Genomic DNA, 12614 nt, shown 5'->3' on the forward strand with positions numbered 1-12614 from the left:
GAATCCCCAGTATGTCCCGAAGGGGCGGTGTGAGGACCTGCCCGGGTACGATAGTGAGTTGAGTGATGATCGATGCGGCGTGAACCCTTGCATGAGGGCTTACGCCGCATCGTCTTTTAACCGTGGTGCGAGCGCAGGAGGCACTGGGCGAAAGCACCCGGTACCCGGGCTACTTCCCTTTTAGTATGCGGTAAGGCGACGGCGTTGCGGGCACCCAGGATTTAGCTGGGTTATGGTGAAGTTATGAGGATTATTTCTGCTGTTTTCGCTCTTGTTGGCGCGCTGCCGGTCACATCTGCGGCGGTGGCGTCTTCTGCGGACGGTACAACACGTCTGTACGCGTTGCTTATCTTTGTTCTGATCTACGCAGCGGTAGCGTTGTTCGCGTCGTTGAGCCCCTCGCGCCGTCGCGCGTGTGAGATTAGACAGCAAGTGTTGCAACAGCAACAGAACCAGTCGATGAATCAGCAGGTACCGCACCCGCAGGCACCCGATCAGCAGGGGCCTTCACAGCCTGCGCCGCAGCAGGCACAGTCTCAGCAGATTCAGGGCACGGTGAGCTACCCGATGCGCTACCAGCCGAAGCAGGCTCAGCCGGGTCATAGTGCTCAGCAGCCGGTGGCGGTGCCATCGCCTCTGGAGCCGATGCAGGTAGGTGGCGCCTCCGGTTCTTCAGCGCAGAGCCATTCAGCAGAAAGCCAGGTGCAACAGAGCACGCCCCTGAGCACCCTGGCGCAGCCTGAAGAGCGCCCGCAGCAGGAGGTTCCCCAGCAGGCGCCTGAGAGCAAGCCCTCCGATCGTTTCTCTTTGAGTACCAATCACAAGCTCATTCCCCCGCTAGAGGATGCGCAGCGCAGCCGCTACCCCATGGTGCTTTCTGTCAGTACATCAGAGGATGAAGTCTTTGCACTGCCGTCGATTAGCGGTGTACCGGAGCATCTGCTGGTGGGCGCGCAAGAGAATCATGTTCCGCTGAATCAGCGTCCGCGCTGGCAGCAGGTCGATATTCTAGAGAACTACCTCATGCGTGCGGTCATGAACCTGCAGACGCTGGAGCGTGCGCAGTTTTCTCCGCTACACAGTTTCAAAGAGACTGCCCAGGCTGACCGTACGGGGCTTGCCGCCGAGCTGGAAGAAACCATCCGGATGTCTCAGCTGAAGCTGAGCGGGGCGTTAGAGTTCTATACGTCCCTACCTCGTCTGGCGGATGCCCCGAGTTCTTACGCTTTTGCTCGTGATCATGCGCTCTCCCTGAGCGCCGCCGTCATTAGCCTGACGGAACAGTGCTTTGAGCGTACCTTCAGTTGGCGTCTGTTGGAGGATACCCTCCCGGACTCTTTGAACGACCGCCTCTACGCGGTGCGTTATCTGCGTGAGAGCGCGCAGAAGCTGGCGGCTTCTGTGGAGCTGAGCGATTTTGACCGCGCCATGCAACTTGCCGAGACCTGGAAGAAGACTGTTCGCAAGGACTCGAATCTCGATGAGGTCAAGGTCTGGAATGAGATGACGGAAGTTGCCTTTGACGTTCTACCCCACTTGCGAGAGCGGGCGTTGAAGGGCGTTCAGTCTACGTTGGAGTTTAGCGAGCTTTTCTACCGTTCCAGCGAGGACGGTACGCACCGCATGCTCCACCCAGAACAGCTGAGTGAGTTTGAGCTCAAGGGCGTACAGTCCACGCTCGAAGAGCACCTGGAAAAGGTGCGTCTTGAGCTTCAGGATGCGGAGTTCTGCGCCGCAGTTTTGAGTCTGCAGGCGCGCTCTATCATTGAGCTTATCCAGGAGCTTCTGCAGGTTGAGCAGGAAGGCGTTCTGGCGGAGGTTGTAACCGATTTGCGGGCACTTGCTCATTACTCGCCCCACCTTGCCAAGCAGCCTATCCATACGTTGATGTTCAGGCGCGAACAGTACGCCCCCGATCGGGAGGATCTGCCAACCATTGGCGAGCGCATCCGTTCTCTCTCAAGTGTCCCCGAGGTTCTGGCGTTCGTTCATTATGAGGGAACGGTGCTTCTACTGGGCGTCTCAGATCCGTATCAGGCGTTTTCCGGGGAGGGTTCCCCCGAGGGTCTGCTTTCGGAAGAGATGAAGTTATCCTCCATGCCGCTGTCTGTGTTGCGGACCCATTCGCGGCTTCTGCAGCAGGTGCTTCGCCTACAGAATCTGCGTTTAAAGCTGGCGTGGGTGAGTAGCTGTAGTGGCTACATGTCTTGGCCCCTGGTTGATCGTCATTTCGTTGGTCCCTCTGCCGCTGATGAGGATTTGAAGGAGCTGACTGAAAATATTGAGGCGCTCGCTGAGCTTCTGGACGCCCGTTCTAACTCCCAGATGTATAAGGGCCGTAGCGTGCCGACTACACCCTTTTTGTGGTCGCAGATGCGGGAACAGGCAGATTCCAGTTCTAGGTTGCTGAATTATGTGCAGTTCTTAGGCTGGATGTACACCTTGTCTTCGCGGGTTCAGGTGGTGAACGGTGTGGTACAGAGTATCCACGATGTTAGTGCCGCGGAGGTAGTGGAGCATCTGATAAGTAATCTGGAGATTGCGCGGCGGCGCTAATTAACTGAATAGCCGGTGAGCCGGGATCTAGCGTGAGGCTAGCCCCCGGCTTTCCTGTATAAATCCTGGGAAGTCGGTAAACGGGTGGCAAATAGCTGCGCAATATTCTCGTATCTGTGCGTCTGTGTGACTAGGCCACCGCTACACTAATAATGTGACCGGCACTAAGGTGTGCGATGAACAAGCACGCCGTGAAGTGCAGGTCCGTTCGTACTTCACGATAACGGAGGAAAGACCATGACCGAGCACGCCTTTGCGCGTCAGATTCGTCCCGCACGCCCTCGCCTGCGCACTATCTTGGGTGCCACCGTGCTGGCGGCTGGTCTTTCTTGTGCCCCGGTGGTTCTGCCGGCTGGTTCTGCATTTTTGAGCACGTCGGCGTTGGCTGTTGCCCCGATGCAGATTACGGGCACCACCGTATACGATTCCACGAACTCTTTGGGTGATACCGCTACCCTAAAGTCTAAGATTTCGGCTCTGTCGAAGAAGCACAACGTGGATTTGCACGTGGTGGTTATCGATAAGTTTGAGAACCCGTCTACTTCTTCAAGCTGGACGAAGGCGCTTGCTACGAAGAACAATTGGGGTTCTGCCGATGTGGTGCTGGTGATTGCTACCGAGTCTCGCCAGGCGTATTTCTTGGCGGGTAGCGCCAAGACTCTTTCGAGCGACCAGCAGACGAAGGTGTATCAGAACTACATCAAGCCGAAGCTGCAGAATAGCGACTATATGGGTGCGGCACTGGCTGCGGTTGAGGGTATCGAGGCTCAGAAGGGAGGTAGCTCTTCTGGCCTGGTGACCGGCGTGCTCGGTGTGGGCGCGGCGGCAACCGTGGGTGCCGGTGGTTACGCGATGTACCGCCGCCGCAAGAAGAATAACGCGCAGCAGCAGCCTCAGCGTTCCTACGGCACGCCTCGCAACTACTCCCCCCTTCCGGAGGTTCCATTGGAGGAGCTGCACACTCGTGCCGGTAGCGCCCTGCTCCAGGCTGATACGACGATGAGCCACGCGAAGCAGGAGCTTGAGTTCGCGCGCGCCCAGTACAACGATCAGCAGGTCACCGAGTTCGCTCAGGAGATTGCGCGTGCTGAGGATCTGATGAGTAGGTCCTTCCAGCGTCAGCAGCTTCTAACCGATAACATCCCGGATACTGACGCTGAGCAGCGTGCTTGGTTGACTGAGATTATTGATAACTCTCAGGAAGTCACCCGCATTGCTCAGGAGCAGGACGCTAAGCTGGCTCAGTTGCGCAACCTGGAGCAGGAGGCACCTGCGGCTATTGAGGCTCTGGCTCAGCGCCTACCGCAGCTGCGTGCCTCGGTGGAAGAGATTGCCGCTCAGTACCGCGCGCTGAAGGAACGTTACCTGCCCAGCGCCCTGGAGCCCATTTCCAAGACTCCTACCCTGTTGGAGTCGAATATGGTGCTGTGCGCTGCGGAGGTTGAGAAGGCTAAGGCGACCGTTGCTACGGCTCGTTCGGAGGCGGTTGCTCATCTGCGCACCGCCGAGGAAGCAGCCTCGCAGATTCAGGCGCTGGGTGCGGCCGTGAATACCCGTTCGCATGAGCTAGAGCAGGCTCAGCTGGGTCTGAGCACCGACCTGCTGAGCATTCAGCGTGACGTGGCTGAGGCGAAGAGCCTCGCGGCTTCTCAGCGTCGCGATGATTTGGGTGCGGTCGCCGCCGGTATGGAGGCGGTACTCAACCAGGTCACCCAGAGCGCTTCGACTCGCCCGAATGACCCACTAACTCTGGTGAACCAGTTACATCAGCTCTCCGCTGAGCTGGATAAGGCAATGACGAATATGCGTGCTACCCGCGAGCGTTCTCGTGCGGCATCGCAGAACCTGGATCGTACAATGCGTTCTGCCTACGCTGCTGTGAACGGTGCGCGTAGCTACATCAATAACCGCCGTGCTGCGGTGGGCCCGATGACTCTGACTGCTGTTTCTGAGGCGGAGCGTCACCTGGATCAGGCTCAGCGCTTGGCTTCTTCGGATCCGCTGAACGCTATGAAGGAAGCCAATATGGCCATCCAGAAGGCAACCGATGCACAGAACCGCGCTCAGAGCGAGGTCGGCAACTACTACAACAACCATGACCGCGGCGGTGGCTTCGGCGGTGACCTTGCGAAGGGTCTGCTGCTGGGCGCTCTGATGACCGCGATGAACTCCGGCACCAGTAGCTGGGGTAGCAACGGCGGCCACAGCAGTGACGGTAGTAGCAGCGGAAGCTGGGGCGGTGGCTTCAGTGGAGGCGGCGATTGGGGCAGCGGCGGCGGTGACGGCGGTAGCTTCTAACCGCCTCCATGCTAACGATCCTGCCGGTCGGTTTCTGCAGATTTTTCTATACCCTGACTGGCGAGGGTACGTAGCTTACCTCACCGGTTTCTTCCCCAGCCGGAAAACACCTAAGGTAATTTACTAGAAGTTTAGGTAACAGAAATCAGGCGTGCATCATGTTCACAGCATGCACCCAGAAAACTGCCACATAATTAGCTATACGGGCACGGCTCACGAGGAGCGTAGTGCTCCCCCCGCAGCCCGTGAACAGAAAGTAGGAGATTATGGCTAAGCAGACCATCTTCGGCCGTATTGCACAGCTCGCTAAGGCAAACATCAACTCTCTGATTGATGCAGCTGAGGACCCGGAGAAGATGCTGGACCAGATGGTTCGTGACTACACCAACAACATCCGCGAGGCGGAGGCTGCAGTAGCACAGACCATCGGCAACCTGCGTCTGCTCGAGAAGGATCACGCAGAGGACGTCAAGGCCGCTCAGGAATGGGGCACCAAGGCTCTGGCAGCTTCTAACAAGGCTGATGAATTCCGCGCAGCTGGCGACGTTGCCAATGCTGACAAGTTCGACAACCTCGCTAAGATCGCTCTGAACAAGCAGTTGCTCGCTGAGAAGGCTGCACAGGCTGTTGAGCCCCAGCTGGCTTCCCAGACTCAGGTCGTCAACCAGCTCAAGGACGGCCTGGAGAAGATGCGCTCCAAGCTTGAAGAGGTCAAGTACAAGCGTGATGAGCTTACTGCACGTCAGAAGACTGCAGCAGCTCAGGCTCAGGTGAACGACGCTCTGAAGGCATTCGATGTCCTGGACCCGACCAGCGAGATGAGCCGCTTCGAAGAGAAGGTTCGCCGCGAAGAGGCACGCGTCATCGGTCAGCAGGAACTGGCAGCTTCCTCCCTGGACGCACAGTTCAACACCCTGGACCAGATGGAGCGCGAGACCGAGCTGGACGCTCGCCTGGCCGCTCTGAAGGCTAAGAACGCTCCAGCAGCTCCGGCTCCCCTGGCTGTGGAATCCCCCACCCAGACTCTCTAAGCCTGGTCTAGCGCATAGCTTCTTAGGCTAAACCTATAAAGATCCGCCCCGCTCCTGAACTCATCAGGAACGGGGCGGATCTTTATGCGTTAAGGGGTGCGAGCTTTAGTTCGCGTAGATGTACAGGTAGCCTGCCATAGCGTCACGGGTGACCGCAGCATTAGAGGTGGAACCGGTACCGATACCGTTGGAGGCAGCCCACGCCAGAGCCTGGGAGGCATAGCCGCCCTGGTCCTGTGCCGGGGAACCAGCTGCACGGTACATGAACTCAGCCATGGTGGACTCGGTGACGGCCTCCAGGGGGCGGAAGTCGCTACCGCTGATGCCCTGCTGGCTCAGCCAGAAAATCTCCTTGTATGCGGGGTGGTTGACCGGCACGTCGCTGAACGGCGAAACAGCCGGTACGTTCACTGCGGGGCGACCAGCCACGCGGTACAGGTAGGTTGCCAGCTGTGCACGGTTGACCGATGCGTTCGGGCGGAAGGTACCGTCCGCGAAGCCGATCATGATGCGGTGATCAGAGTGCCAGCTAATCTCGTTGTAGTTCGGGTTCGAATCGGACAGGTCGCTGTAGCCCAGTGCGGGGGTCTTACCCGCGAAGTCCAGGGAGGACGCTAGGATGTGCGGCAGATCGTAGTCGTGGTGGCTGAAGCCGTCAATCAGCTTCACACGGGCGTCGGAGAAGCCTGCGCCAAGGTATGCGTTGTAGCCGGACTCGACTGCGCCTCGTGCGCTCCAGGTGACGGGGTTGGTGTTACCGGAGGTGTCGTTCGCGCCAACCCACCAGTACATGGGCAGCCCCTTGGTGGTTGCGTCAGCGTCGATGGAGCCGTCCGAGTCTCCACCTGCGACCATGATGGAGCCGCCACCGTTACGCCATGCGGTGTTGTGGTCGGTCAGCTCGTAGGTGATGAACTCAGCGCCACCGGAGTAGCCCATGGTCCACACCTGGGATGCGTCCAGGTTGTTCTGGCTGATGAAGGACTTCGCGAAGGATCGGAAGAACTCACCGTTGGTGTTCATGTCTTCCCACCAGGTGATGCCGTCGCCGGATGCATTGGTGTCCGGGGAGATGACCGGCACGAAGACCATGTTGCGGGTGTTAGCGATCTTGCCCATTGCCGCGAGCATGCCCTCGTCGGGGGTGTAGACCTTGGACTCGTTACGCTGCCAGTAGTCACCGTCGAAGTAGAAGACCACGCCAACGGGCTTGGAGTAGTCTAGGTTGTTCGCGTACACGTGGTACTGGGAGGTAGTACCTGCCGGGGAGGTGTAGCTCTGGTAGGTTGCGGAGCGCATGGTGCGGGCACGCTGAGTGCTCTGTTGCTTCTGTTCGGTCTTCTGCTCGACCTTGGGGGCGGCGGTTTCCGTACCCTTGGTGAGCGAATTGCTCAGAATCTGCGAGAAGTTGTAGTCGAAGTGACCCGAGCCGTTCAAAACGGTCGCGGAAACGTTGGTGTAGCCGGCGTTGCGGTAGGCGTTGTAGCCGCCCTTAACCGCGCCTCGTGCGCTCCAAGTCTGCGGGTAGGTCTCGCCGGTACCGTCATTCGCATTGGCGTACCAGTACATGGGCTGGGACTTCAGCGCATCCGAGGGGGTGCCCTCGTCCAGGCCACCGCCGGCGACCATGATGGAGCCGCCGCCGTTACGCCAGGTCTGGGGTTTGGTGTTCAGTTCGTAGGTGATGAACTCAGCGCCGCCAGAGTAGCCCATGGTCCACACGTTGGAGGAGTCCACACCGTTAGCCGCGATGAAGGAGGATGCGAAGGCACGGAAGAACTCACCGTTACGATCCATGTCTTCCCACCAGGTCACGCCAGCATCGTAACGGTTGGTGTCCGGGGAGATGACGGGCACGAACAGCATGTTCTGTGCCGCTGCGGATGCAGCCATCTGAGCCAGCTCGCCGGAGGGGTCGTAGACCTTGGACTGATCGTTGCGCCAGTAGTCGCCGTCGAAGTAGAAGACCACGCCAACGGGCTTGGAGAAGTCCACGCCCTCAGCGTAGACGTGGTACTGCGAGGTGGTACCAGCCGGGGAGGTGTATGACAGGAAAGTCTGGTTGGTGCGGGTTGCCGCCACACCGGATGCTGCCTGAGTAGCCTGTGCGCTCTGCGCGGGCTGAGCGGTGGGGGTTGTAGCATTCTGGGTAGCTGCGGGGGTCTGGGCAATCTGTGCCAGGGTGGGCTGAGCGGTGGGGGTTGCAGCATTCTGGGTAGCTGCGGGGATCTGGGCAATCTGTGCCAGGGTGGGCTGAGCGGAAGGCTGAGCCGCCTGGGTAGCCTGAACAGCCTGTGCGGACTGGAAGGTAGCCGAGGGGGTCGCCTGCTGTGCTGCCTGAGTTGCCTGAGCAGTGTAGGTTTGCTGGATGGGCTGAACCGCGGTCGTTGCGGGAATCTGTTGAGTCTGCTTTGCCTGTTCTGCCTGCTGGCGGATCTGCACAGAAACCTGCGAGAGGGTGGGCTGCACAGTGGAGGTGAACAGGGGCTTGGGAGCGGTGGTTGCGGTAGCTGCGCCGGGGATGTCCTGAACAACGGGTGCGAATGCGGAAGCGGGTGCTACCAGGGTGCTACCGAGTACGGAGGGTACGGCGATAGCTGCCAGGGAGCCAGCCTTAACGGTACGGGGGCGAAGTGCCATGGGGTTGTCCTCATTGTTAATGTTTCTGGGGCGCAAAGGCCCGTAAGTGGTTGAGTGATAGATGGTCGATAGGTGAGACGTCCTATGGGCGGTCGGCCTGCGGATGTGACGCTACCCGGAACGCTTCCATCAACCAGCCCGTACGTGTTGCGGGGGTGTCTGATGTGATGGAGGGCGCGGGGCCAATCCGGAGAACTGCGCGGTGAACCGCGGTGACCATGTACTCAAAGCTACCAGGTCAAAAAGCCTTTTCCAGCGGTTTTTTGGGGCTATTTTTGGGTATCGAACAAAATTAGATCTTAACTAGAGTTTTTCTTCAACTTCTAGCCGAACTTAAGCCACCCTCAAGTAGAGGTTGAATGGGCTGTTTTTCCTTGATTTTCCGGGGTTTTTGAATGTTTCTTGAACAGTTTTCAAAAACCCTACAATTAACTCGAATGTTTTACCTGTGACTACAATCACTTTCATGGTGAATTGTTGCACTCGAAGTCCGTTTTCTACCAAAAACCGCGGAATTCCGGGATAAAACGGGTGATTTCCAAGCCAGGAATATAGGCAACTTTCGCATATTCCACTTTGAGAATGCACTTTGAGGCAAAAATATCCCCTCACCACTCCCTCACTCAGGTAACCTTTCGGACCCCTCATTATGCTCCTAAGACCCATCCCAGCCCTCCTTCAAAGCCCCTTTCGAGGGGCCCAAAAAGTAGCACCTCAAGAAGGTATAATCGCTCGCCAATAACCACCCAAAAGCAGCTCTGCCCCACCCTATGAGCACACCCGCCTAAGCCTCGATAGAGACACTGAGGAACACCTCGAAAGACACATCGGGAGACATTCAGAGGACCAGCCCAAGGTGCTTTCAAAGCAGTTCTCTAAGGAAGTTTCGAGAGGCTCGAAGATCCACGTTAAGCACCTCTGAAGGGTCAGCAGGCAAGTCCCCGCCAACTTCTCCGAAGCGCCCTCATAAAGGGCAGGTCAACCTCGACAAGGCTCAGAAGATCCCCTCCACGGATTACAGAAGGCATGAGATAAAGAGAGGCAGAGGATATAAAGAAAGCCGCCCAACAGGCGACAGGCAGGCGGCAAAAGAAGATAGGCAGGCGAGAGCACAGGTTTTGGTGAATAAAAAAACTCCCGATAGCTAAAAGCTATCGGGAGTTATCCGTTGCGGGGACAGGATTTGAACCTGCGACCTCCGGGTTATGAGCCCGGCGAGCTACCGAACTGCTCCACCCCGCGGCGACTCATATAACTATACAGACCCAGAACCGGTCACGCAAGCCAAAATCATTATTTGTAACCAAGCACACAAAAACGGGGTGGAAGCCATTGCTTCCACCCCGTTCCATCAGAGACCGCTAGAGGTAGCCAGTAGGAGCCATACCCAGTGCAGGCTCCGGTTCTAGGTCGAGGACGCTAGACCCAGAAACCCAAGCGCCTAGTGGGTGTACTCCCCCACTACCCCAGCACCTTGTACTTCACAGCACCTTAACGAGAAGCCAAAGCGCTAGCGCTGGGCTTCGCGCTTGCGGGGGCGCTTGCAGAAGCCGCAGCACTCGGAGTCGTAGAGGTACTGGGAGCTGCCGATGCAGAAGCCTTAGCGGAAGCTGTACTCTGCGCCTCCTCAGCCTCCAGAGCCTTCTTCACGGCTGCTTCCAGACGCTTCTGAGCCTCACCGTAGGCAGCCCAGTCGCCCTTCTTCATTGCCGCATCAGCATCGGTCATCGCCTTCGAGGCATCCGTCAGAGCCTGCTTCAGCTCCGAAGACTGCGAAGCCGACGAACCGCCGGTCGAAGCGCCCGAAGAACCAGAAGCCGAGGGGCTAGCCGACGATGAACCGTCCAGCTTCACACCCGAAGAGCCATCAAACACCTGGTTCAGCGCCTCCTCCAGAGTCGGTGCGAAACCGACCTTGTCGCCGAAGCTTACCAATACACGCTGCAGACGCGGGTACTTAGCGTCACCGCTCGACTGCACGTACACCGGCTGAACGTACAGCATGCCACCGCCCACCGGCAGAGTTAGCATATTGCCGTTAATAACCTCAGACGAACCGCGGCGCAGAAGGTTCAGCTGGTTCGATACCTCAGCATCTGAGTTAAAAATGTTCTGAGCCTGACCCGGACCGGGAACCACCGAAGAACGTGGCAGCTCCAGCAGACGCAGCTTACCGTAGTCGGGGCTACGCTCGCCGTCCTTACCGGTACCAGCATCACCATTAGCGGCAAGGAAGCCGTACATCACGTTACGAGAGTTCGAATCGCTCTGCTGAGGAATGAACGTAGTCGTCAACGAGAAGTGCGCACGAGAATCCCCAGGCATCTGCAGGGACAGGTAGTAGGGCGAAATCGGCTGGTTACGATCATTGGTCGGGTCGTTCGGAATCGACCAGACATCGTCACCGGCGTAGAAGCTATTGGCGTTCGTCACGTGGTACTTGTTAAGCATGGTGCGCTGAATATTGAACATGTCAGTCGGGTAACGCACGTGGCTCATCAGCGAAGCGTTCATCTCACGGTAGCTCTTCACCGTGCCAGGGAAAACACCCTGCCACGCCTTCAGCACCGGGTCCTGCTCATCCCATGCATACAGGGTCACCGAACCGTCATACGCGTCCACGGTAGCCTTCACAGAGTTACGGATGTAGTTCACCGAGTTAGAACGCTGAGTACCCGCAGCAGTTGCTGCATCTTGGGAACTACCCTGCGCGTAGGGGAACTGATCGCTCGTGGTGTAAGCATCTACGATCCACTGCACGCGGTTATTCACAATCGCCGGATACGGCTTAGAATCCACGCTCAGGTACGGCGCCACCTTACGCACACGATCGAGCGGATTGCGTTCGTACAGAATCTGCGAACCCTCACGCACCGCGTCCGAAAGCAGAATGTCAGAGGACTGGAACTTAATCGCGTAGGACAGGCGAGCCAGCAGCGAATCAACGCGCGGACCACCATAACCGGCGAAAGTGTACTTCGCATCGGAGGCGTTAGTCTCCTCAGCAGAGAGCGGACGGTCCAGCTCCAGGGTGTCGCCCTTACCGCCCACAATCGAATACTCTGGTGAACTCATGCCAAAGTAAATACGAGGCTCGTAGTCCTCGCTCAGAGCACCGGTCGCCTTAATGCCGGACTGCAAGAACTTCGGGTTACCCGCAGAATCCACCTGGTTACCGTACGCGGCGATCACACCGTAACCGTGGGTGTACACCACGTGGCGGTTATACCAAGAATCACCGCTCGTCTGCGCCGGGTTCAGCTCACGAGCCGCCAGCACCGTATCCTGCGTGGTGTTACCCACCGAATAGCGGTCCACCGCCAGCTGCGAATCAAAACGGTAGTACGGACGGAACTGCTGCATCTGAGCAAACGCCGAGGACACAACATTCGGATCCAACAGACGAATATTCGCAATGGTCGCGCTCGAAGAGCTCAACGCACCGGCACGGGTATCAATCGTCGCGTCATACGGGGTGGCCTCAATCTTATCCAGACCGTAGGCGTAACGGGTCGCATCAATATTGCGCTGAATGAACTTCGCCTGAGCACCCTGCTCATTCGGAACCACCTGGAACCGCTGAACGATCCACGGGTATAGGCCGCCAGCAACCACAGCAACAATTACCAGCATCGCGGTGCTAATCAGTGGCAAACGCCAACGATTCATCGAAGCCGCCACCACAAACATGAGCGCCACCAGCAGAGCAGAAATCGCCAAAATAGCGTTCACCGGGATTGACGAGTTCACGTCCGTGTACATTGCACCAGCCCAGCGGCCCACCTGCTGCTGAGTCGACGAATAACGATCCAGCCAGAAACTCACCGCACGAGTCAGCAAGAACGCAGCCACCACAATCGCAGCGTGACGACGGAACGCCACGGTAGTGCTCATACCGCCCGGCTGCACCTTAATACCACCGTAGAAGTAGTGCATGAACAGGCCCGCGAGCGCCGATAGCACCACAGCGGAGGTCACCAGAGTCACCACCATGCGGAAGAACGGCAACGCAAACAGGAAGAACCCGTAATCCAGGCCGAACTCGGGGTCAGTCTTACCGAAGGACTGCTGGTTGAAGAACAGCGCGAC

5 protein-coding genes and 1 tRNA gene are annotated in these 12614 nt (G+C 58.0%); 3 read left to right on the forward strand and 3 right to left on the reverse strand.

What is annotated here, in order from left to right; all coding sequences use genetic code 11:
• Positions 1–243 precede the first annotated feature (243 nt).
• The 3 genes from O3648_RS07315 to O3648_RS07325 all read left to right on the forward strand — a co-directional run bounded on the left by O3648_RS07315 (position 244) and on the right by O3648_RS07325 (position 5885).
• Complete coding sequence (locus O3648_RS07315; RefSeq protein ID WP_279755085.1) at positions 244–2556, forward strand: non-ribosomal peptide synthetase subunit; 2313 nt, start codon at positions 244–246, stop codon at positions 2554–2556.
• A gap of 237 nt (positions 2557–2793) precedes the next feature.
• A complete protein-coding gene (locus O3648_RS07320; protein WP_371569331.1) occupies positions 2794–4854 on the forward strand; it encodes a TPM domain-containing protein in 2061 nt (686 codons plus the stop codon).
• A 266-nt stretch (positions 4855–5120) separates the two neighbouring features.
• Positions 5121–5885 carry a PspA/IM30 family protein gene (locus O3648_RS07325; RefSeq protein WP_279742123.1) on the forward strand — a complete coding sequence of 255 codons (765 nt, stop codon included), beginning with the start codon at positions 5121–5123 and terminating at the stop codon, positions 5883–5885.
• A 105-nt stretch (positions 5886–5990) separates the two neighbouring features.
• On the opposite strand, the gene O3648_RS07330 is transcribed toward O3648_RS07325, so the two are convergent.
• From O3648_RS07330 to O3648_RS07340, 3 genes are all read right to left on the reverse strand, one after another.
• Positions 5991–8525, reverse strand: a complete 2535-nt coding sequence (locus tag O3648_RS07330) for an S-layer homology domain-containing protein (RefSeq protein ID WP_279755082.1) — start codon at positions 8523–8525, stop codon at positions 5991–5993.
• Between the two features lie 1168 nt (positions 8526–9693).
• A tRNA-Met gene (locus O3648_RS07335) sits at positions 9694–9767 on the reverse strand.
• A 249-nt stretch (positions 9768–10016) separates the two neighbouring features.
• On the reverse strand, positions 10017–12614 hold a 2598-nt coding region (locus O3648_RS07340), incomplete at its 5' end, for a UPF0182 family protein (RefSeq protein WP_371569334.1).

The organism is Rothia sp. 27098_8_161, from assembly GCF_041432905.1.
Taxonomy (GTDB): domain Bacteria; phylum Actinomycetota; class Actinomycetes; order Actinomycetales; family Micrococcaceae; genus Rothia.

Coding starts and splice junctions, on each gene's coding strand:
- O3648_RS07315 (WP_279755085.1), top strand. CDS start 244: ATGAGGATTATTTCTGCTGTTTTCGCTCTTGTTGGCGCGCTGCCGGTC.
- O3648_RS07325 (WP_279742123.1), top strand. CDS start 5,121: ATGGCTAAGCAGACCATCTTCGGCCGTATTGCACAGCTCGCTAAGGCA.
- O3648_RS07320 (WP_371569331.1), top strand. CDS start 2,794: ATGACCGAGCACGCCTTTGCGCGTCAGATTCGTCCCGCACGCCCTCGC.
- O3648_RS07330 (WP_279755082.1), bottom strand. CDS start 8,525: ATGGCACTTCGCCCCCGTACCGTTAAGGCTGGCTCCCTGGCAGCTATC.